Origin of the sequence: Rhizobium aethiopicum (assembly GCF_900094625.1) — a bacterium.
Classification (GTDB): domain Bacteria; phylum Pseudomonadota; class Alphaproteobacteria; order Rhizobiales; family Rhizobiaceae; genus Rhizobium; species Rhizobium aethiopicum.
This window is the reverse complement of record NZ_FMAJ01000003.1, coordinates 46727-65512: the sequence shown is the minus strand read 5'-3', so window position 1 is coordinate 65512 and position 18786 is coordinate 46727. Positions and strand designations below refer to the sequence as shown.

General features: G+C 62.6%; 22 protein-coding genes, 1 tRNA gene and 1 riboswitch. Of the genes, 10 read left to right on the top strand and 13 right to left on the bottom strand.

The window, feature by feature from the left end; all coding sequences use genetic code 11:
- Both GA0061105_RS07380 and GA0061105_RS07375 read left to right on the top strand, forming a co-directional pair.
- Complete coding sequence (locus tag GA0061105_RS07380; RefSeq protein WP_092749148.1) at positions 1–993, top strand: Hsp33 family molecular chaperone; 993 nt, start codon at positions 1–3, stop codon at positions 991–993.
- A 112-nt stretch (positions 994–1105) separates the two neighbouring features.
- On the top strand, positions 1106–1696 hold the full coding sequence (locus GA0061105_RS07375) for a hypothetical protein (RefSeq protein WP_092749146.1): 591 nt from the start codon (positions 1106–1108) through the stop codon (positions 1694–1696).
- Positions 1697–1746: 50 nt separating this feature from the next.
- Here the strand turns inward: GA0061105_RS07375 and apaG are convergent, their stop codons facing one another.
- Together apaG and GA0061105_RS07365 are read right to left on the bottom strand one after the other, a co-directional pair.
- On the bottom strand, positions 1747–2139 hold the full coding sequence (gene apaG, locus GA0061105_RS07370) for a Co2+/Mg2+ efflux protein ApaG (protein ID WP_064693675.1): 393 nt from the start codon (positions 2137–2139) through the stop codon (positions 1747–1749).
- Positions 2140–2361: 222 nt separating this feature from the next.
- A complete protein-coding gene (locus GA0061105_RS07365; RefSeq protein ID WP_092749144.1) occupies positions 2362–3546 on the bottom strand; it encodes an O-succinylhomoserine sulfhydrylase in 1185 nt (394 codons plus the stop codon).
- Between the two features lie 42 nt (positions 3547–3588).
- A riboswitch (SAM riboswitch) is annotated at positions 3589–3667 on the bottom strand.
- 74 nt (positions 3668–3741) lie between these two features.
- Here GA0061105_RS07365 and GA0061105_RS07360 point away from each other — a divergent pair.
- Together GA0061105_RS07360 and GA0061105_RS07355 are read left to right on the top strand one after the other, a co-directional pair.
- Positions 3742–4836 carry a 2'-deoxycytidine 5'-triphosphate deaminase gene (locus tag GA0061105_RS07360; RefSeq protein WP_064693677.1) on the top strand — a complete coding sequence of 365 codons (1095 nt, stop codon included), beginning with the start codon at positions 3742–3744 and terminating at the stop codon, positions 4834–4836.
- Positions 4837–4896: 60 nt separating this feature from the next.
- Positions 4897–4970 (top strand) — tRNA-Gly (locus tag GA0061105_RS07355).
- 29 nt (positions 4971–4999) lie between these two features.
- On the opposite strand, the gene GA0061105_RS07350 is transcribed toward GA0061105_RS07355, so the two are convergent.
- Both GA0061105_RS07350 and GA0061105_RS07345 read right to left on the bottom strand, forming a co-directional pair.
- Entirely contained in the window at positions 5000–5278 is a 279-nt protein-coding gene (locus GA0061105_RS07350; protein ID WP_092749142.1) for a hypothetical protein, read from the bottom strand.
- Positions 5279–5415: 137 nt separating this feature from the next.
- Complete coding sequence (locus tag GA0061105_RS07345) at positions 5416–7425, bottom strand: methyl-accepting chemotaxis protein (RefSeq protein WP_092749140.1); 2010 nt, start codon at positions 7423–7425, stop codon at positions 5416–5418.
- 357 nt (positions 7426–7782) lie between these two features.
- On the opposite strand from GA0061105_RS07345, the gene GA0061105_RS07340 reads away from it, so the two are divergent.
- Positions 7783–8658, top strand: a complete 876-nt coding sequence (locus GA0061105_RS07340; RefSeq protein ID WP_092749138.1) for a transporter substrate-binding domain-containing protein — start codon at positions 7783–7785, stop codon at positions 8656–8658.
- Positions 8659–8662: 4 nt separating this feature from the next.
- Here GA0061105_RS07340 and GA0061105_RS07335 read toward each other — a convergent pair whose 3' ends face one another.
- The 5 genes from GA0061105_RS07335 to GA0061105_RS07315 all read right to left on the bottom strand — a co-directional run bounded on the left by GA0061105_RS07335 (position 8663) and on the right by GA0061105_RS07315 (position 11875).
- Positions 8663–9076 carry a tellurite resistance TerB family protein gene (locus GA0061105_RS07335; RefSeq protein WP_064693681.1) on the bottom strand — a complete coding sequence of 138 codons (414 nt, stop codon included), beginning with the start codon at positions 9074–9076 and terminating at the stop codon, positions 8663–8665.
- Between the two features lie 103 nt (positions 9077–9179).
- Positions 9180–9893: a thermonuclease family protein gene (locus tag GA0061105_RS07330; protein WP_092749136.1), complete on the bottom strand. Its 714-nt coding sequence runs from the start codon at positions 9891–9893 to the stop codon at positions 9180–9182.
- 11 nt (positions 9894–9904) lie between these two features.
- Positions 9905–10579 carry a S24 family peptidase gene (locus GA0061105_RS07325; RefSeq protein WP_092749134.1) on the bottom strand — a complete coding sequence of 225 codons (675 nt, stop codon included), beginning with the start codon at positions 10577–10579 and terminating at the stop codon, positions 9905–9907.
- 159 nt (positions 10580–10738) lie between these two features.
- The gene (locus tag GA0061105_RS07320) at positions 10739–11386 is read right to left on the bottom strand and encodes a response regulator (protein ID WP_092749132.1); all 648 of its coding nucleotides are present in this window, start codon (positions 11384–11386) and stop codon (positions 10739–10741) included.
- A 90-nt stretch (positions 11387–11476) separates the two neighbouring features.
- Positions 11477–11875: a hypothetical protein gene (locus GA0061105_RS07315; RefSeq protein ID WP_064693685.1), complete on the bottom strand. Its 399-nt coding sequence runs from the start codon at positions 11873–11875 to the stop codon at positions 11477–11479.
- Positions 11876–11994: 119 nt separating this feature from the next.
- Between GA0061105_RS07315 and GA0061105_RS07310 the strand changes: the two genes are divergently transcribed.
- A complete protein-coding gene (locus GA0061105_RS07310) occupies positions 11995–12348 on the top strand; it encodes a DUF952 domain-containing protein (protein ID WP_092749722.1) in 354 nt (117 codons plus the stop codon).
- Positions 12345–13433: a quinone-dependent dihydroorotate dehydrogenase gene (locus GA0061105_RS07305; protein ID WP_092749130.1), complete on the top strand. Its 1089-nt coding sequence runs from the start codon at positions 12345–12347 to the stop codon at positions 13431–13433. The genes GA0061105_RS07310 and GA0061105_RS07305 overlap by 4 nt, the downstream gene beginning before the upstream one ends.
- On the opposite strand, the gene GA0061105_RS07300 is transcribed toward GA0061105_RS07305, so the two are convergent.
- Genes GA0061105_RS07300 through GA0061105_RS07290 form a run of 3 tightly spaced genes read right to left on the bottom strand, consistent with a single transcriptional unit; the run spans position 13409 to position 15549 of the window.
- The gene (locus GA0061105_RS07300) at positions 13409–14755 is read right to left on the bottom strand and encodes an MATE family efflux transporter (protein WP_092749128.1); all 1347 of its coding nucleotides are present in this window, start codon (positions 14753–14755) and stop codon (positions 13409–13411) included. The two genes, GA0061105_RS07305 and GA0061105_RS07300, sit on opposite strands and share 25 nt — an antisense overlap.
- 7 nt (positions 14756–14762) lie before the next feature.
- Complete coding sequence (locus GA0061105_RS07295) at positions 14763–15281, bottom strand: CAP domain-containing protein (protein WP_064693688.1); 519 nt, start codon at positions 15279–15281, stop codon at positions 14763–14765.
- A 1-nt stretch (position 15282) separates the two neighbouring features.
- Complete coding sequence (locus GA0061105_RS07290; RefSeq protein WP_064693689.1) at positions 15283–15549, bottom strand: DUF6460 domain-containing protein; 267 nt, start codon at positions 15547–15549, stop codon at positions 15283–15285.
- Positions 15550–15746: 197 nt separating this feature from the next.
- On the opposite strand from GA0061105_RS07290, the gene GA0061105_RS07285 reads away from it, so the two are divergent.
- The 3 genes from GA0061105_RS07285 (at position 15747) to GA0061105_RS32805 (ending at position 17826) form a co-directional block, all read left to right on the top strand.
- Positions 15747–16679 carry a class I SAM-dependent DNA methyltransferase gene (locus GA0061105_RS07285; RefSeq protein ID WP_092749126.1) on the top strand — a complete coding sequence of 311 codons (933 nt, stop codon included), beginning with the start codon at positions 15747–15749 and terminating at the stop codon, positions 16677–16679.
- A gap of 210 nt (positions 16680–16889) precedes the next feature.
- Positions 16890–17525 (top strand): YitT family protein, encoded by a 636-nt coding sequence (locus GA0061105_RS07280; protein WP_092749124.1) that lies wholly within the window; start codon positions 16890–16892, stop codon positions 17523–17525.
- Between the two features lie 139 nt (positions 17526–17664).
- A complete protein-coding gene (locus GA0061105_RS32805) occupies positions 17665–17826 on the top strand; it encodes a hypothetical protein (RefSeq protein WP_156668571.1) in 162 nt (53 codons plus the stop codon).
- A 495-nt stretch (positions 17827–18321) separates the two neighbouring features.
- On the opposite strand, the gene GA0061105_RS07275 is transcribed toward GA0061105_RS32805, so the two are convergent.
- Entirely contained in the window at positions 18322–18783 is a 462-nt protein-coding gene (locus GA0061105_RS07275) for a carboxymuconolactone decarboxylase family protein (RefSeq protein WP_092749122.1), read from the bottom strand.
- Positions 18784–18786 lie beyond the last annotated feature (3 nt).

Genomic DNA, 18786 nt, shown 5'->3' with positions numbered 1-18786 from the left:
ATGGCAGAAGCTGCAGCCGCCCTCGGCCAGTTCGATTTCGCCGGCGATGACCATGTCGTCCCCTTTCAGGTGGAGGGGCTGGATGTGCGCGGCCGCGCCGTCCAGCTCGGCCCCATGCTCGATGCCATCCTCGAGCGCCACCACTATCCCGCACCCGTAGCCCGTCTGCTCGCCGAGGTCGTCGTGCTGACGGTGCTGCTCGGCACCTCGCTGAAGTTCGAAGGCAAGTTCACGGTGCAGACAAAGGGCGATGGCCCGGTCGATCTTCTCGTCGCCGATTTTTCGACGCCGGAGAATGTCCGCGCCTATGCCCGCTTCGATCAGGCGCTGCTCGACAAGGCGATTGCGGCTGTTGAAACCGAGCCGGAACAACTGCTCGGCAAGGGCGTGCTCGCCTTTACCATCGATCAGGGTAAGTTCGCCCAACCCTATCAGGGCATTGTCGCGCTCGACGGCACCTCGCTCGAGGAGATCGCCGGCGTCTATTTCCGCCAGTCGGAGCAGATCCCGACGCGCGTGCGCCTGGCTGCGGCCGAACTCTTCGACCGTGACGACGCCGGCAAGCCGCGCCATCGCTGGCGGGCAGGCGGGCTCGTCGCCCAGTTCCTGCCGGAGGCGCCGGAGCGCATGCGCCAGCCCGATCTCCACGGCGGCGACGGCGATAACGGCGACCGCCCGCATGGCGAGGACGATGCCTGGGTCGAAGCCCGCTCGCTGGTCGAGACCATCGATGCCGATGAACTCACCGATCCGCAGGTCGGCACGGAGCGGCTGTTGTTCCGCCTGTTCCATGAGCGCGGCGTGCGCGTCTACGAGCCGCGCGCCGTTTTCGATCGTTGCAGCTGTTCGCGGGAAAAGATCGGCAACGTGCTGAAGGGCTTCACCGCCGAGGAGATCGAGGCCAGCCAGGAAAACGGCGAAATCGCCGTGACCTGCGAATTCTGCTCGACCACCTATCGCTTCCAGGCGACCGAGCTTCAGCCGGCGGAATAACATCAGTCGCGCGCACCGCGCGAAAAAATGCCCATTGAAGCGGCACAGTGACTCGACTTTTAGTAGTCACTGTGCACCTACTATCCCAATCGGTTCTGGGGGCGGGACGTCAATGCGGCTTTTGTATTTTGTACTCGCATTTATTGCTGCGATGCCACGGATTGGCTCAGCTGATGAGGAGACAGTCAAATGGAAAGAGGTTGGCGGCTGGACCGTGGCTGTCGACCCGACTTTAGGCAACGGCTGTTTTGTTCTCACTTCCTTTGATGACGGCACCGTTTTTCGTCTGGGCTTCTATTATACGAAAAAGGAAAGCCCTTTTTACATTGTCATCGCGAATCCGAACTGGAAATCCTTGGAAGTGGGAAAGCAATATCCCATCGAACTGTCGTTAGATCGTTCTCAGTGGACGGCGAATGCGAGCGCTCTCGATCTTGATGGCTTCAAGGGATTATGGATCGATTTCAAGGATACCGGGCTGGTTGCCGAATTCGCCCGTAAACTCGGTTTTCGCGCCACCTTTAATGGAAAGCAGATTGTTGCCCTGAGCTTGAAAAATTCCGTCAGGGCAACGAACGAGATGCTCACCTGCCAGAAGGCGGTAAACGCTGCAGTCGCTCAGCAGCCAGCCACGCCCCAATCAAAAGATCCGTTCGAAGCAAAGCCGGACACCCGAACGGCGTCGGATCCCTTTGATCTCTGATGCATGTCTTCATGACGTGACTAGGGGGACATCCATTCGGGGGCCTCGCCTCAGTTGAGCACGCGCAGCAGACCCGGCGAATCCAGCGAGAAGGCAGGGATGTCGACATCGAACAGCTCGCCTTCATCCGTTTCCATTTGGTAATGGCCGAACATCAGCCCTGACGGCGTGTCGAGCGGGCAGCCGGAAGAATATTCGTAGCTGTCGCCCGGGCTGAGCCGCGGCTGTTCGCCGACGACCCCCGGACCGGTCACCTCGTCCACCTGTCCGTTCTGGTCGGTGATGTTCCAGTAGCGGTTGACCAGGCGGACGGCGACGCCGGAATTGTTGCTGATGACAATCCGGTAACCCCAGACATAGCGATCGTCTTCCGGATCGGATTGCTCCTCCAGATAGAACGGTTCGACCACGACTTCGATATCTCTTGTGAGGGCGCGATACATGCCTTGCACCATAGTCAAGATATGTTACCCGTATCTTATAAGAAGGCCCTGCCCGTCAAGAAACGGAACGTTGATCAGCTGTCAAATGCTCATGATCGTATGGTTTTCGACCATTAAGCCTAATTGTCAGCGTTAATTTTACTTCGCAACGCCAGCGCGGGTGAACTTGTTCCCGGAACGGGCGGCCGGATGCGCATGAAGCCCGGCCGCCATTGTCGTTGGTCAGGCCGAGACCTTGGCAAGCGCCCGCGCGAAATCGTCGATCAGGTCTTCCGTGTCCTCGATGCCGGCCGAAAGGCGCACTGTGCCCGGAGAAATGCCGAGTTCGGCACGCGCTTCCTCCGTCAGGTTCTTGTGCGTCGTCGTCGCCGGATGGGTGATTAGGCTCTTGCTGTCGCCGAGATTGTTGGAGATCTTGATGATCTCGAGCGCGTTCTGCAGCGCGAAGGCGGCATCCTTGCCGCCCTTCAGTTCGAAGGCAACAAGCGTCGAGCCGCCGGTCATCTGCCTGGCGATGATGTCGGCCTGCGGGTGATCCTTGCGGCCGGGATAGATCACCTTGGCGACCTTGCCCTGCTCGGCCAGGAAGTCGGCGATCTTCGCGGCATTCTCAGTCTGCTGTTTCACGCGCAGCGGCAGCGTCTCGATGCCCTTCAGAAGCGTCCAGGCATTGAACGGCGACATGGCCGGGCCGGTATGGCGGAAATAGTCATGCAGGTTCTCGTCGATCCACGCCTTGTCCGACAGCACGACGCCGCCGAGGCAGCGCCCCTGGCCGTCGATATGTTTGGTGGCGGAATAGACGACGATATGGGCGCCGAGTTCGAGCGGCTTCTGGAAGAGCGGCGTTGCGAAGACGTTGTCGACCACAACTTTGGCGCCGATCTGATTGGCGAGCCTGGCGACGCCTGATATGTCGATCACCTCGAGCGTCGGGTTGGTCGGGCTTTCCAGGAAGAACACCTTGGTATTCGGCCGGATGGCCTTTTCCCAGTTGGCGAGATCGCGGCCGTCGACCAGCGTGCATTCGATCCCGTATTTCGGCGCCAAAGTTTCCACCACCCAGCGGCAGGAGCCGAAGAGGGCGCGCGCCGCGACGATGTGGTCGCCCGCCTTGACCTGGCATAGGACGGCGGCGGTGACGGCCGCCATGCCGGAGGCGGTGGCACGGGCGTCTTCCGCACCTTCGAGCATGCACATGCGCTTTTCGAACATGTCGTTGGTCGGGCTGCCGTAGCGAGCATAGATGAAGCCGTCCGTTTCGCCCTTGAAGCGGGCTTCGGCCGCTTCCGACGTGTCATAGACGAACCCTTGCGTGAGATAGATTGCCTCGGACGTTTCGCCATATTGCGAACGCAGCGTGCCGCCATGGACGAGTTGGGTTGCGGGGCGCCAGGTCTTGCTCATGCCATCACCTTCACATAACAAAAAAACCGGCCGCAAAAGCAGACCGGTTTCAACCCGGTCTTTTTAGCCACTTGTTTAACGTGGCTGCAAGCCGACCGGCCAAATCACCACGGGATAATTCTGCAATACTGCTGTTAGCTGCTTGCGTCAATTCCCCGAGTTTGGTTTTGTCGGCGGCAAAATGATGGATGGGGCATGATGGCTCGCGAAACGGGAATTCTGGCGGACCGCGCGATTGCGGCGCTGTTCGAAACGGGGCGTCTGAACTCCGAGCGGGAGCTGGACCGCGATCAGATCCAGCCGGCAAGCCTCGACCTGCGCTTGGGAAGCAAGGCCTTTCGCGTGCGCGCCTCCTTCATGCCCGGCCCCTCGCATCTGGTGTCGGACAAGCTGGACCGGCTCAGCCTGCACGTGATCGACCTTTCCCAGGGCGCGGTGCTCGAAACGGGCTGCGTCTATATCGTGCCGCTGATGGAGAGCTTGGCGCTGCCGGCCGACATGTCGGCCTCGGCCAATCCGAAGAGCTCGACCGGAAGGCTCGATATCTTCACCCGCGTCATCACCGACTACGCCCAGGAATTCGACAAGATCCCGGCAGGTTATTCGGGCCCGCTCTATCTCGAAATCAGCCCGCGCACCTTCCCGATCGTCGTGCGCCGCGGCTCGCGCCTGTCGCAGATCCGCTTCCGCGTCGGCCAGTCCGTGCTCGGCGAGCCGGAACTTCTGAAGCTGCATGAAAGCGAGACGCTGGTCGCCAGCAAGCAGCCGAACGTGTCGGGCGGCGGCATCGCGCTGTCGATCGATCTCACCGGCGACAAGAACGGGCTGATCGGCTATCGCGGCAAGCACCACACCGCCGTCGTCGATGTCGACGAGAAGGACCAGCACGATATCTTCGATTTCTGGGAGCCGCTCTACAGCCGTGGCCGCAACGAGCTGATCCTCGATCCCGACGAGTTCTATATCCTCGTCTCGCGCGAGGCCGTGCACGTGCCGCCCGATTATGCCGCCGAGATGACCCCCTTCGATCCGCTGGTCGGCGAATTCCGCGTCCACTATGCCGGCTTCTTCGATCCGGGCTTCGGCCATGCGCCGGCCGGCGGCCGCGGCAGCCGTGCCGTGCTCGAAGTGCGCAGCCACGAAGTGCCCTTCATCCTCGAAGACGGCCAGATCGTCGGCCGCTTGGTCTACGAGCACATGCAGGAAAAACCCGCCAGCCTCTACGGCTCCGGCCTCGGCTCCAACTACCAGGCTCAGGGCCTCAAGCTCTCGAAGCACTTCCGCATCTGACGCCTGCCGGAGGGTCGCGACTTGACAGCGGCCCCTATCTGTTGGAAATCTCAGCGCATCGCGGGTGTAGCTCAATGGTAGAGCAGCAGCTTCCCAAGCTGAATACGAGGGTTCGATTCCCTTCACCCGCTCCATTTCCCGCAAACTCGATGCTGACTAAGCCCTAATCCCCGAAAAACCGTATCGGCTTGTACCGCCGATGCGCGATGATCAGGCTTCGGTCGGGCTGGATGATGTAGGTTTCCTCCACCTCCCGGCCGTACTGATCGATGAAATTATGCGGAAAGCTGGAGCCGGGCGGGGATTTGGTGAGCTTGCTGCGCGGCTGGCCATTATAGGTGATGCTGCCCGGAATAGGTTCGAGGCCCGGTCCGCTGTAGCTGACGGTGTTGCACCCCGCGAGAGCGAGAATGCCGATGAGGCCGATGACTGCCGGTTTCATGTCGATCCCTTCCGATGCGCCGAATGCCGCAATCTTACTCCCGATCGCAACAGGCGCACCAGATGAAACGGCGTCTCCGCCTTCACTCCTTGGGGAAGTGCCGCGTGGAACGCCGTATGGTACTTGCCTTGGTCGGCTCAGAATTCCGTCCAGTCGCCATCCTGGCTTTTCGGCCTGCTACTGCCGGCGCCGAAGGCGTTGGCGAGGGTCTGGCCGAGCGCGCGGGCCGGTGAGGTGGCGGGGTGCGCCGTCCCTTCCTTGGCGATGCGGATCGGGGCTGCTCTTACCGCCGGACGCGCGGCCGCGCGCGGTGCTGCGATCGGTGGCCGGGCAGACGTGACCGGTGCGGCGGCGGCAAAACCGCCGGTGCCCGTCAGCCGGAACTGCCCGAGCAGGGTGTTGAGCGCGGCCGCCTCCGTGGCAAGGTTGTGGCTGGCGGCGGTGGATTGCTCGACCATCGCCGCATTCTGTTGCGTGCCCTGGTCCATGGTGTTGACCGCGGTGTTGATCTCCTGCAGCCCGATCGACTGCTCGCGCGAGGCCTCGGCGATCGCGTGGACGTGCTGGTTGATCTCCTGCACCTCGGTGACGATCACATTAAGCGCCTTGCCGGTCTCGCCGACCAGCGTGACGCCGGTCTGGACATGCGAGCCGGAATTGGTGATCAGCGATTTGATCTCCCTGGCGGCATTGGCCGAGCGCTGCGCGAGCTCGCGCACTTCCTGCGCGACGACGGCAAAACCTTTGCCCGCCTCGCCGGCGCGCGCGGCTTCGACTCCGGCATTCAAGGCCAACAGATTAGTCTGGAAGGCGATGTCATCGATGACGCCGATGATATTGGAAATTTCGCCGGAGGACTTTTCGATCTCCTGCATGGCCGAAACGGCCCTGCGGACGATCTCGCCGGATTTTTCGGCGCCGAGACGCGTGCGGCTGACGAGCTGACTTGCCTCCACGGCGCGCTTGGCGGCGTCGCGCACTGTCGTGGTGATCTCTTCCAGCGCCGCCGCGGTCTCTTCGACGGAGGCCGATTGCTGTTCCGTCCGCCGGGAGAGCTCGTCTGCGGAAGAACGGATCTCGTTGGCGCCGGCGCCGATCGCCCGCGCGTTGGCTCCCACCGCCTGCATGGTCTCGTTGAGCTTCTCGAGCGAGTGGTTGAAATCCTGACGAAGCGCATCGAGATGGGCGACGAAGGGTTCGCCGATATGCGAGGCGAGATCGCCGGCGGCAAGGCGGCGCAGGCCATCGCCGAGTGCTGCGACGGCGCGTTCGAGCTCGGCTGCCTCACGAGCTTTCTGCGCCTCGCGTTCGCGTCGCTCGCCGTCGCTGACGCTGCGGTCTGCCTCGGCGCGGGCCTCGATCTGGCGACGCTCGATCGCGTTGTCGCGGAAGGTCGAAACCGCCTTTGCCATCTGGCCGACTTCATCGCGGCGATCGAGGCCGCTGATATCGCTGTCGGTGTCGCCATCGGCAAGCCGCGTCATGCGCAGGCTGAGCCTCGTCATCGGGCCGGCAATGCCCTTCTGCGCCACGGCGACGCCGCAACCGATCGCGGTGAGAACGGCGAAACCGATCAGAATGAAAGAGAAGGTGATCCGCCCGTTGACGGAATCAGACAGCGCGTCGCCGCCGTCGTTGAGCATCGCCATCATCGCATCATTGTTGGCGATCATCTTCGGCGTCAGCGCATCGAGTTTGGCATTGATCAGCGCGACATTCGCGAGTGCGCCAGCGCGATCCTTGCCCTTGCTCTGCTCGATGATCTTATTGGCCAAAGCTTCGATTTCATCGATGCCTGCCTGAATTTCGTCGATCGCCGCCTTGCGGCTCGGAAGGAGTGCGAGGGCCTGTTTCATCCGGTCGCGGGCCTGCGGCAGCTTGCTTGGTGTAGCAAGCGCCGTCTGGTACGTCGCCGTATCGGGCTGCATCTCTGCGACCAGGGTAACCTGCAGCACCGAGGCCACGACCGAGGCGCTGGCCCGCGCGCTCAGCATCGAGGCGTGCGCCTCATGATCGATAAAGATGCTATAGGCGGCGTCCGCCCGGCGGAACTCGGCGATGACATAGACCAGCCCCGCCATCGTGATCAGCCCGAGCAGCGCCACGACCGAAATGATCTTGGTGCGGATTTTCAGATGCTTCAACATGGAAAATGTCACCCGATTTGCCGGGCGCGCCGCGCGTCCGGTGTTTGGAAAATTGTATCTGTAAAGAGCGCTGCCTGATTGTCGCGGCGCCGGAAAATGGAGTGACGCATGCATCATGCAATCGGCTGGCGAGGGCCTCGTGTCGTCGCGATAAATAGAGGCGATATTCTTTAATTCCGCGCTAACGCGCGCAGGCGTAGCGCACCCAATTTTGAGGGGAGCAGGAGGTCCCCCGCCAGCGGCCAAGAGAGCCTGATCCGTTCCCTCCACTCCCAGAGATATTCCACGCCGGCCATGACTCTGTTACATCTCGTCGACCCCGCAACGCTTCGCGCCGAATCCCGAGACTGGATCACGATGATTGTCCCCCAGCAGGCATCCCCGACTCTCAGGGCTTTTCTAACAGTCGGCCTGTTTCTGGCATCGCTGTTTTCCGGCTTTGCCGCATCCGCCCAGCAGGCTGCCCCCTCGCTGCCGCTGCTCTTCGACGCGCGCGAGCGCCTGGCCCGACCCGATCTATCCTCGCTGGTCCGCCTGCGCTTTCTGACCTCGGTCGATTTCCCGCCCTTCAATTTCACCGATCAGAACGGCAAGCTTTCCGGTTTCAACGTCGATCTCGCCCGTGAAATCTGCGGCGAGCTGGAGATTTCGGACAAGTGCCAGATCCAGGCGATCCCTTTCGCCGATCTCAAGGATGCGCTCGCCGCCTCGCAGGGTGATGCCGTCATCGCCGGCCTTGCGGTGACCCCGGATCTGCGCCGGCAGTTCGTCTTCTCCCGGCCTTATCTGATGCTGCCGGCGCGTTTCGTGCGCAACCTCGCGGTGCCGGTCGACGGCAAGACGGCGGCGGCCCTTGCCGGCCACCCCGTCGGTGTCGTGAAGGGGACGGTGCATGAGGCGATGCTGGCTGCCTTTTTCCCAGCGCTGAAAGCCCAGCCCTTCGACACGAAGGACTCCCTGCTTGCGGCGCTGAAGGACCGCAAGGTCGATGCCGCCTTCGCCGATGCGCTGCAGCTTTCCTTCTGGGTCTCGTCGCCGGCCTCGGATAGATGCTGCGCACTCTTCGACGGCCCCTACCTCTCGGAACATTTCCTCGGCGAGGGCATGACGATCATGCTGCGACAGAAGGACAGCGTGTTGACCTCGGCCATCGACCATGCGCTCGCCGCGCTGTCGCGCAGCGGCCGCCTGCAGGAAATCTATCTGCGCTATTTTCCCTACGGGCTCTACTGAGCCCTCAGCCCTTGCGGAAGCGGGCAATCGCGCTGCGTTCGATCGCCGCGCAGGTGAGCTTGTCGAGCCCGAGCCGGTCACGCAGCAGGCTGAGCAGCCGCAGTTCCTCCGCCTTGACCGAGAGGTCGGCGGAGGCCACTTCGACGGCAAGTGCATAGGCCGTGTCGTAGAGTTTTGCCGGCAGGGTATCGCGCACGGTCTCGAGAACGACGTCGAGGCCCTCGGGCCCGGCCAGCAGCGAGGCGCAGTCACGGGCTATCGGAATCAATTTATCGTCATCGAAATCCTTGAAAACCGGCAGGAAGCCGATCAGTTGGCCCATCCTCGTCATTTCCCGGTCGTTCATCGTGCTGTCGACGGCGGATGCCATCACCATCACGTAGATCAGGGCGTCATGGGCGGAAAGCGGCTTGTTCATCGGTGATTCCTTTTTCGATCAGCCGAGATTAGGAATTGGCGACGGCCATTACAAGGGATCGGCCGTCTTGCAGGGCGGGCGATCCCCTGTCATGGCGAGCCGGCTATTTGCGGCGCGGATCGGCGCCATATATGCCTTTTGCTGCTTGTCTGGCCTTTTCCGAGACTGATGCAAGCGGCGAACCCGCCTCTGCTTCCGCCCAGCCGTTTTCGGCGAGCCAGGCGCCGAGATCCTGCGTGCCGAGCCGGCAGGCGGCGATCGCCGTTCCCTTCCATTCGACCGTGTCGAGGTCGCAGCTGACATTGCGGTTGCGCAAGAGCTGGCGCAGCGCCGTCTTCGCCATCATGCCGCAAGGCCATTGCCGGCCTGCCGGCCCGCATATCCTGTCGGCCGGTGTGGGGACGATGCCGGCAAGATGCAGCCTGCGCTCGCCGAAGGAAAGACTGCCGGCACTTTCGACCAACGGCCTCGGCAGCTCCATCGCCTCTTTCTCGGCGGGACTTGCCGTTTCGCTGGCGGCTGGCGCTGCTTGTTGCGTGCTGGTGGCGGGTTTGGGCGCCGTACCATCAGGCGCCGCCGGAGGGGCCGGGGCCGCCGGTTCCACCGAGCGGGCGATCATTTCGGCGCGTTCGTCAGATATCGTCGCCGCCGCTTCGGCGGTTTGGGGGGCAGCATCCGGCGCTGCGGCTGCCGTCTCCTCTACGGGTGCAGCCTCTTTCCCGGCGGTGTCGCCGCGAAGCCTCGCTTCGCCTGCCATCAGCAGCCCGACCACCACCGCCATCCCCGAGATACCTGTAAAGACGGCGGCAGGGCGCATGGAATATCTTCCTATTGGCTGGCCCAGATGATGCGGGCGATCCAATCGACATCGGAAAGGTCGAGCGTGCGGTTGGGGTGTTCGGGATTGAGCGACATCAGCTCGATCGACCGCGGGCTCTGGCGCAGCAGCACCTTGGCCATCACTTCGCCCGCGCATGTGCGCACGACGACGCGGTCGTTGCGGCGCACCTGCGCCCCGGGCTCGACAATCAGCACATCGCCGTCGCGATAGAGCGGCATCATGCTCTCGCCCTGCACCTCAAGCGCGTAGACGCCTGACTTCTGCGACGGGGTGGCCGGAAAATCCACCACGTCCCAGCCTTGGCCGACCGGAAAGCCACCATCATCGAAGAAGCCGCCGGCGCCGGCCTGGGCGAAGCCGAGCAACGGAATGGAGCCGGCTTGCGGCGGAAACGCGTCGTGCGGTCGGGCCGACTGTCCGGAGGAGCTTGCATCCGGCCGGAGGAAGGCGAGAAACTGCTCCATGCTCGCCCCCGTGGCGTCGAGCACCTTGGCGATCGATTCCGTCGACGGCCAGCGCAGCCGCCCATCGGGGGAAAGCCGTTTCGACTTGTTGAACGAGGTAGGGTCGAGCCCGGCGCGGCGCGCAAGACCGGAGGGCGTCAGCTCATGCCTTGCGGCAAGCCTGTCGATCGCCTCCCAGATCTGCTCGTGTGACAGCATAGCCACTCTCAGGCCGCACTTTAGAGCGCCGTGCGTCCGTTCGCACGCACAAAGGACGCTCTAACGCTTTAAATCTACGGACGGAATAGTAACCGACCGGGCGGCGCCCGTAAAGGTAAAGGAGGAATAAAATCCTGCTATCGGCGGTTTCGGCCGCCCTCAGGCCACCATCGCCATGTTGATCTTGCCGAGCTGGATGACGGCTTGCGTGCGGCTGTCGACATCGAGTTTCAGGAGGATCGCGGAGACATGCGCCTTGATCGTCGCCTCGGAGACGCCGAGTTCATAGGCGATCTGCTTGTTCAGCAGGCCTTCGGCCAGCATGGTCAGCACCCGGCTCTGCTGCGGCGTCAGCGTGTGCAGGCGGCGGATCAGATCGGCGACGTCGGGATCCTGCTCCTGGCCGTCGCGATAACTTTCGGGCGTGGCGATATCGCCGGCGAGCACCGTCTGGATGCTGCGGCGGATGTCTTCGATGCCGGAGGATTTGGAAATGAAGCCGGAAGCGCCGAGTTCCAGTGCCCGGCGGATCGTCGTCGCGTCGTCGGTCGCCGAGACGATGACGATCGGCAGGCTGGCGAATTCGGCGCGCAGCGCCATCAGGCCGGAAAAGCCGCTGACGCCGGGCATGGCGAGATCGAGCAGGATCAGATCAGCATCCGGATTTGCGCCTGCAGCCGTGCGGGCGGCGGCGAAATCACCGGCCTCAACGATCGTCTGCCGGCCTTCCATGCCGATCACCGCCTGGCGCAGCGCATCGCGAAACAGTGGATGATCGTCCGCGATGATGATGGTCTGTTCCTGCATCGAAAACTCCCTCCCAAGAGTCCGATCCTGCCGGCATGCGCGCCGTCCCCTCAGCGTTGCATGCAGGCTTTCTGATCTGATTATATCAGATCATGTCTTCTGCGGAAGGGGATCGGCCTTTTCGTCGGCCTGGAACTCCTTCACCATCCCCATGAAACTCTTCATCATCCGCTCCATGATGCTGATCGAGCGGTCGATCTCGGCGTCGCTCGGCAGCGCTCGCTGGATGAGGCCTGCCTGTTCCAGCTTGGTCACCCGCTCTGAAAGCCGGTCGAGCTCGTCCTCATAGGCGGCACGCTCGTCGGCCGCCATCCGGCAGACGAGGGCGCCGTCCTTATCCTGGCAAATCGACATGGCGCCGGTCTGGCGGTCGAGCCGGACGAAATGGTCGCCGCTCTTCTCCAGCTGGAACCGGGTCGCATCGGTCTCGGCCGCCGCGGCCGCCAGCGGCAGGAGACCGATAACAAACGTGAGAACCAAAATCTTCATCGTCTCATCCTCCGGGTTTTGCCGGTGCTGGCCCTGTTTTTGAGCGCCGGGGCGTGGACATCGCCGCCTCTTTCCGGCAAAGCGCTCATGACCTGAGGACCAGCAATTACGAGGCCATGATGACCGTGACACCGACCCTTTACAAGATCGTGACGGAAACGCTCTGGCAGCAAGCCAGACAAAGCGGTGTTTTTCATGGCGCCGGCATCGATCTCAAGGACGGCTTCATTCATTTTTCGACGGCCGACCAGGTGAAGCAGACCGCTGCCCTGCATTTTGCCGGGCAAACCGGACTGCTGCTGATTGCCGTCGACGGCAGCGGCTTCGGTGACAAGCTCGTCTTCGAGCCCTCGCGCGGCGGCGACCTCTTCCCGCATCTTTACGCCGATCTGCCGCTGGCCGCCGTCCTCTCAGAGGAGCCGCTGCCGCTCGATGAGAACGGTGCCCATGTCTTTCCGGAGCTCGCAGCATGATCGATCCCTTCAAGCGCATCGCCCGCAAAGGTCTCTTCCTGTTCGATCCGGAAACGGCGCATGGCATGTCGATCGCCGCGCTGAAATCGGGCCTCGTTCCTGCCTGCCGCATCACTCCGGATCCGCGGCTTCGCCAGACCGTCGCCGGCCTCACCTTCGAAAACCCGCTCGGCATGGCGGCGGGCTACGACAAGAATGCCGAGGTGCCGGAGGCGCTGCTGAAGCTCGGCTTCGGCTTTACCGAGATCGGCACCGTGACACCGAAGCCGCAATCCGGCAATCCGCGCCCGCGCATCTTCCGCCTGATCGAGGATGAAGGCGTGATCAACCGCCTCGGTTTCAACAATGAGGGCCATGACGCTGCCTTCGGCCGCCTCGCCGCGCTGAAGGACAGAGGCATCGTCGGCGTCAATATCGGCGCCAACAAGGATAGCGACGACCGTATTGCCGATTATGTCGCCGGCATCCGCCGCTTTTACTCCGTCGCCCGCTATTTCACCGCCAACATCTCCTCGCCGAATACGCCCGGCCTGCGCGACCTGCAGGCGCGCGAAAGCCTCGCGGCACTGCTGTCGGCCGTGCTTGCGGCACGCGACGAGATGGCCGAAACATCCGGCCGGAAAATCCCCGTCTTTCTGAAGATCGCCCCCGACCTGACCGAGGAAGGCATGGACGACATTGCCGCCGAAGCGCTCGCGCATGCGCTGGATGGATTGATCGTCTCCAATACGACACTGTCGCGCGAGGGCCTCAGGGATCAGCGCCAGGCCAAGGAGGCGGGCGGCCTCTCCGGCGTGCCGCTTTTCGAAAAATCGACGGCGGTGCTCGCCAGGATGCGCAAGCGTGTCGGTCCAGCTTTGCCGATCATCGGCGTTGGCGGCGTCTCCTCGGCCGAGACCGCGCTGGAGAAGATCCGGGCGGGCGCCGATCTCGTGCAGCTCTATTCCTGCATGGTCTATGAAGGCCCCGGCCTGCCCGGCGACATCGTGCGCGGTCTTTCGGGGCTGATGGACCGCGAGAAAGCCGGTTCGATCCGCGAGCTGCGCGACAGCAGGCTGGATTACTGGGCGGTGCGGAAAATCTGATCGGCCCGCGGCCTGACCAGCATGGCGAGGAAGAAGCCGCGGAAGAGCAGGAAGGCGTTCATGCCGAGCCACAGGCCGTGATTGCCGAAGAGCGGCACGAAAACGGCGAGCGTTAAGAGATAGCCGGCAAAGGACATCAGCATCCGGTTGCGCATGTCGGCCGACCAGGTCGCGCCGATGAAGACGCCGTCCATTAGGAAGGCGAGCGCCCCCGTCAGGCCTGTCACCGCCGCCCAGGGCAGATAGGTTTCGGCCGCCTGCCGCACCTCCGGCGAAGTGGTCAGCACCGAGATCAGCCACGGTCCGGCGAGGAAGAAGAAGGCCGAAATGATTGCCGCCAGGCCGAAGGACCAAAAGGTAGTCAATTTTAGCCCGCGATCGAAGGCCGGTCGGTAGCGGGCGCCGACCGCCCGGCCGGTGATCTGCTCGGCGGCATTGGCAAGCCCGTCGAGATAATAGCCTGATAGCAGGAAGAAATTCATCAGCACGGCATTGGCGGCAAGGGTCACCGCCCCGAAGCTAGTGCCGATGCGCGTCATGATGGCGTAGGCGCCGATGAGCACGAAGGTGCGGATCAGGATGTCGCGGTTGAGCGCGAAGAGCTCCGCCAGGCGGTGCCGGGAAAAGACCTCGGACCAGGCTGGTCGTTCCGCCGTGGAGAAGCTGGTAAGCACGATGAGAAGCCCGGCAAGCGCGGCGACCGTCTCGCCGGCCATTGTTCCCCAGGCGACACCCGCCACGCCCCAGCCGAGCGACAGGCCGAGATAGATGGAGAGCAGGATGTTGATGCCGTTGATCAGCCCCTGCAGCAGCAGCCCGGCAGTGCCCTGTCCGCGCCCAAGCACGAAGCCGAGAATGGCGTAGTTGGCGAGTGCGGCCGGTGCAGCAAGGATGCGGATCGAGAAATAGGTGCCGGTGGCCTCGGCGATCGCCCCTTCCGCCCCCATCAGCTTCAGCCCCGCCACCTTCAGCAGCGGCGACAGACAGAGGAGGGCCAGCCCGCAGGCAAGCGCGGAGATCATCGCCCTAGAGAAAACCGCCTGCTGCTCGTGCTGGTCCCGCCGCCCATAGGCCTGCGCCGTCAGCCCCGTCGTCGAGGCGCGCAGGAAATTGAAACTGCCGAGAATGAGATCAAAGAGCATGGCGCCGATCGCCAGCCCCGCCAGCGCTTCCGCATCGCCCATATGGCCGACGACGGCGGTGTTCGTCAGCCCAAGCATGGGCGTCGTCAGGAAGCCGAGCGTCATCGGAATGGCAAGCGACAGCACCAGCCGGTGCGTCACATCGAAAGCGAGTGCGTTGTGCTTGCTGCGCGTATCCATACCGGCCTCATATTGAGGCAGAATCGCCTCGGCTGGAAAGCACCATGGCCCAATAGGGCAGGTTTCTGGAAGACGTATTATGGGCAACGGCGACGCCGAGCCCGCCATAACGTCCGAGCATGTTTTCCAGGTGATGCGGCGAATTGATCCAGGCGGTCACCACGGCATCGACGCTCTGCTGGCCGGACGCGATATTTTCGGCCGCCGGCAGTCTGACCCCACTCGCCTTGACGCGTGCGCCGAAGCTGTCGGTGATGCCGATCAGATGCGCCATTTTGCCGGCGCTCGCCATGCGTTTGGCCTGGAAGAGAGCGGCCGTCTGCGCCGCCGGATCGGCCTCAAGCGGCGGTAGGCCGTTCTTCGCCCTCAGCTGGTTGACGAGCGGCAGCACGCTCGTCGTCTCGTCCTCGCCGTTCGAAGGCGTGCCGGCAAGACGCGGCGTCGTGGTGCAGCCGGCGATGCCGGCGGCGAGCGCAAGTCCGGAGAAGCGCAGCAAGCTGCGTCTGGAAAAATCGATGGATGTCATGTTACCGGCGATAGCTGAAAAGGCGAAGGATGACGAAGAGCGGGATGACGATCGTCGCCCCGAGGAGAAGATAGTCGCCGACGCGTCCGAGCGCTGCGAAGCCCCGGTACCAGAGCTCGAGGATGAAGTCGCGGAACCCATAGATGATGTTCCATGGCGTCAAGCCGAACACGGTCATCACAAAACCGACAATCAGCGACACCACGATGAGTTTAATCAATGTGCGGCCGAGCGAATCGCCGAGGAACCTGTTCACCTGATCGGACATGCGCCATCTCCTGTTTGCCCTTGGAATAAGGTCGCGGTGCGCCGCCCGCAAGCCCTTTCCGGGATTGGCCGCTTCGCCTGTGAAATAGGACTTGAGTTTTTTTGTGGCCGCCGCCAGATGCGGGCAAACGCATTGTCGCGCAAAAGCGCGCGGCGGTTTTGCGTCAACGACATGCGTTAGAGCCAACAGGTCTATTCATGCAGCCCCACCAGCTTTCCTCAGGCGACGTCATCGCCGATCGCCGCGCCGATTATGCCCGGATGCTCGAAGAGGGCGGTGAGCCGGACGCGGCTGCCGAGTTGATGGAACAGGCGCTCGAGCTCGCGCCCGCCTGGGCGGCCGGCTGGTACCGCCTCGCCAGCTATTGCGAAAAGGCGGGTAGGGCTGAAGCCGCGATCGAGGCCTATCGCCGAGCACTCATCCTTGATCCCGACGATATTTTCGGCGCCAGCCTCAAACTCGCTCTTCTCGGCGACGCCGCCATGCCCAACCGGCCGCCGAGTCGCTATGTCGAGCGTCTCTTCGACGATTATGCCGACCGATTCGACACCGCCCTCGTCGACAAGCTCGATTATTCCGTCCCGCAGAAGCTTGCAGAACTCGTCGCCTTCACCGGCAGGGCTTACGAATGTGCCGTCGATCTCGGCTGCGGCACGGGGCTGCTCGGCCCCGAGATCCGCACCCGCGCCGGCCGTCTCGAAGGCTTCGATCTCTCGCAGAACATGCTGGCCAAAGCCGGCGAAAAACAGGTCTATGATCGCCTCGCCCAGGCTGACCTCTCGCTCTCGCCGGATCGCTCCGGCCTGTTTGATGATGCCGGGCGCCGGCGTGCCGACCTCGTCACGGCAGCCGACGTGCTGATGTATCTCGGCAATCTCGAGAGCGTGTTTTCGATCGTCGGTGAACTCGCCGCCGCCGGTGCGGATTTCGCCTTTTCCGTTGAGGATGCGGGCGTTGGAGAGGCTTTCCATCTCGCCCCGTCGCTGCGTTATGCCCATTCGGAAGCCTATGTGAGCAAGCTGCTTTCCCGCCACGGCTTTGAAATCCTCAAGATCGTCAAGACGGTCATTCGCAAAGATGGCGGAAAACCGGTTTCCGGCATTCTGTTCCTTACGCGCAAGGCTGCGTGAGCGAACATTTCTTGCGATTTTCAAATAGGTCAATATTGCTTACCTATTTCACTTGATCGCAAGGCCAGAAGGCTGATATTGCTCTGATATCCGTCAAGAGCGCGGCGATATAGGCCGCGCCCTCCGGCTCATTTCATATCAAAAAACCTGACCGCCTCAGGAATTTCGTCGGAGGCGCTCGCGAACTCGTCTGCCGTGGAGACTGGCGATATGACACAGCTCATCAATGCCCTTGGCGTCTGGAATACCAGCGCGACGCGCCACACGCCGATCGAGGATGTGCAAGGTATCTTTTCCGGAAGCCTGATTTCCGCTCTCGGCCTCTATGTGCTTGCCAGTGCCGGTCTTCTGACAGGCAGCACCGCCGGTGTGGCCTTCCTTCTGCATTATGCCTTCGGCGTCAATTTCGGCCTTGCCTTTTTCATGCTCAACCTGCCGTTCTTTTGGCTCTCCTGGAAGCGCCTCGGCATGGTCTTCACGCTCAAGACCTTCGTCGCCATCGGCTTGACCGCGGTGCTCGCCGATGTGCAATCGCGCTTCTTCTCGATTTCGAGCATCCATCCGGCCTGGGCGGCCCTTCTCGGCGGCCTGCTGCTCGGCTTCGGCCTGTTGGCGCTCTATCGTCACCGCGCCAGCCTCGGCGGCGTCGGCATTCTCGGCATCTACCTGCAGGAGCGTTTCGGCGTGCGCGCCGGCCTCGTCCAGCTCGCCATCGACATGTGCGTTCTCGCCGCCGCCTTCTTCGTCACCACGCCGCCCGTCGTCTTCTATTCGGTGCTCGGTGCCATCGTCCTCAACCTCTTCGTCGCCATCAACCACCGGTCCGATCGGTATATCGCGCTGTGAGGGTGGCTTGGCCATCCTTGGCACGCCACGACCAGGCTCAAACCTTACAAATCGGTAACCCATTCTAAACAGATCGTAACTTGCCTCTGAGCGACGCTGGCGCGACACTCCCCTCGCGCCGGATTTGATGAGGTGAACTATGTCAGATTTGGAAAAACTCGTAAGACGCCGCATGCAGGAAGAATACGCCAAGGGCGCTTCCGCAGAGGAAATTACCAAGGTCGTCCGCGACATATTCAACAGCATCGACCTCTCGGAAGGCCTTGATGCCGTTGCCGTCCGCACAGCGGATCGCAGGTGACGCAATATTCCACCGACCCGAATGTTTCGGGTCGGTCGCCGGGATGTTCCCCTCGCCGTCAATCGCGCCGACGTCTGTGGCTGGAGCGAGCCCTATAGTTCCCCCGGCACAGGCCCAAAGGGGCAGATGATGAAGGTTGAGAAGCCCACGTAAGTCGCAGCTACGCCCGTATTCGTCGCTATCTTGCTCCAGAAGCCACCCCACTCTCCGTCATCCTCGGGCTTGACCCGAGGATCTGCGCGGGCCTCCATCTGCAGCGGACGTCGATCCTCGGGTCAAGCCCGAGGATGACGGAGCGTGAGGACCTGTTTCTGCCAAACTCTACATCTGCGCAGCGGATGATGCGTCATGCTTCCTGATCCACACTGTGCCGTGCGGGCCCTTCCGCCTGACGGCACCCCGGTCGAGCGGCAGATCTCCACCGTCGTCCGAACCCCGAGCGAGAAGAGAATATGCCGCGACCTCTCAGTTCCCCGTCGCCACTTTGCTTTGCCCTCAAGCGGCCTTCGTTGCCTGATCGATGGGATGCTGCGAGCGGAAGCCGACGGCAAGCCGGTTCCAGATATTGATCGCGCCGATCGCCACGGTAATTTTTGTCATCTCCTCCTCGGAGAAATGCGCCTTCAGCGCCTCGTAATCGGCATCGGGCGCGCCTGTCTTGGCGATGTTCGTGACGGCATCGACCCAGCCGAGCAGGGCTCTTTCGCGGAGGTCATAGACCGGGGATTCCCGCCAGACGCACATCAGGTTGATCCATTGCTCGCCGAGCCCGTCGTGGCGCGCCTCCTTCACATGCATGTCGACGCAATAGGCGCAGCCGTTGATCTGCGAGGCGCGCAGCTTGATCAGGTGGATGAAGCGACGCTCCAGCCCGGAAGATTGGACATATTGTTCGAGTGCGGCGACCGCCTTGTAGGCATCCGGAGCGGCTTTGGCGAAGTTGAAACGGGGTTGCATGTC

Coding starts and splice junctions, on each gene's coding strand:
- GA0061105_RS07320 (WP_092749132.1), bottom strand. CDS start 11,386: ATGCAGGAACAGACCATCATCATCGCGGACGATCATCCACTGTTTCGC.
- apaG (WP_064693675.1), bottom strand. CDS start 2,139: ATGTATCGCGCCCTCACAAGAGATATCGAAGTCGTGGTCGAACCGTTC.
- GA0061105_RS07310 (WP_092749722.1), top strand. CDS start 11,995: ATGACCGTGACACCGACCCTTTACAAGATCGTGACGGAAACGCTCTGG.
- GA0061105_RS07300 (WP_092749128.1), bottom strand. CDS start 14,755: ATGGATACGCGCAGCAAGCACAACGCACTCGCTTTCGATGTGACGCAC.
- GA0061105_RS07380 (WP_092749148.1), top strand. CDS start 1: ATGGCAGAAGCTGCAGCCGCCCTCGGCCAGTTCGATTTCGCCGGCGAT.
- GA0061105_RS07305 (WP_092749130.1), top strand. CDS start 12,345: ATGATCGATCCCTTCAAGCGCATCGCCCGCAAAGGTCTCTTCCTGTTC.
- GA0061105_RS32805 (WP_156668571.1), top strand. CDS start 17,665: ATGTCAGATTTGGAAAAACTCGTAAGACGCCGCATGCAGGAAGAATAC.
- GA0061105_RS07285 (WP_092749126.1), top strand. CDS start 15,747: ATGCAGCCCCACCAGCTTTCCTCAGGCGACGTCATCGCCGATCGCCGC.
- GA0061105_RS07375 (WP_092749146.1), top strand. CDS start 1,106: ATGCGGCTTTTGTATTTTGTACTCGCATTTATTGCTGCGATGCCACGG.
- GA0061105_RS07290 (WP_064693689.1), bottom strand. CDS start 15,549: ATGTCCGATCAGGTGAACAGGTTCCTCGGCGATTCGCTCGGCCGCACA.
- GA0061105_RS07280 (WP_092749124.1), top strand. CDS start 16,890: ATGACACAGCTCATCAATGCCCTTGGCGTCTGGAATACCAGCGCGACG.
- GA0061105_RS07315 (WP_064693685.1), bottom strand. CDS start 11,875: ATGAAGATTTTGGTTCTCACGTTTGTTATCGGTCTCCTGCCGCTGGCG.
- GA0061105_RS07340 (WP_092749138.1), top strand. CDS start 7,783: ATGATTGTCCCCCAGCAGGCATCCCCGACTCTCAGGGCTTTTCTAACA.
- GA0061105_RS07335 (WP_064693681.1), bottom strand. CDS start 9,076: ATGAACAAGCCGCTTTCCGCCCATGACGCCCTGATCTACGTGATGGTG.
- GA0061105_RS07350 (WP_092749142.1), bottom strand. CDS start 5,278: ATGAAACCGGCAGTCATCGGCCTCATCGGCATTCTCGCTCTCGCGGGG.
- GA0061105_RS07365 (WP_092749144.1), bottom strand. CDS start 3,546: ATGAGCAAGACCTGGCGCCCCGCAACCCAACTCGTCCATGGCGGCACG.
- GA0061105_RS07345 (WP_092749140.1), bottom strand. CDS start 7,425: ATGTTGAAGCATCTGAAAATCCGCACCAAGATCATTTCGGTCGTGGCG.
- GA0061105_RS07325 (WP_092749134.1), bottom strand. CDS start 10,579: ATGCTGTCACACGAGCAGATCTGGGAGGCGATCGACAGGCTTGCCGCA.
- GA0061105_RS07275 (WP_092749122.1), bottom strand. CDS start 18,783: ATGCAACCCCGTTTCAACTTCGCCAAAGCCGCTCCGGATGCCTACAAG.
- GA0061105_RS07360 (WP_064693677.1), top strand. CDS start 3,742: ATGATGGCTCGCGAAACGGGAATTCTGGCGGACCGCGCGATTGCGGCG.
- GA0061105_RS07330 (WP_092749136.1), bottom strand. CDS start 9,893: ATGCGCCCTGCCGCCGTCTTTACAGGTATCTCGGGGATGGCGGTGGTG.
- GA0061105_RS07295 (WP_064693688.1), bottom strand. CDS start 15,281: ATGACATCCATCGATTTTTCCAGACGCAGCTTGCTGCGCTTCTCCGGA.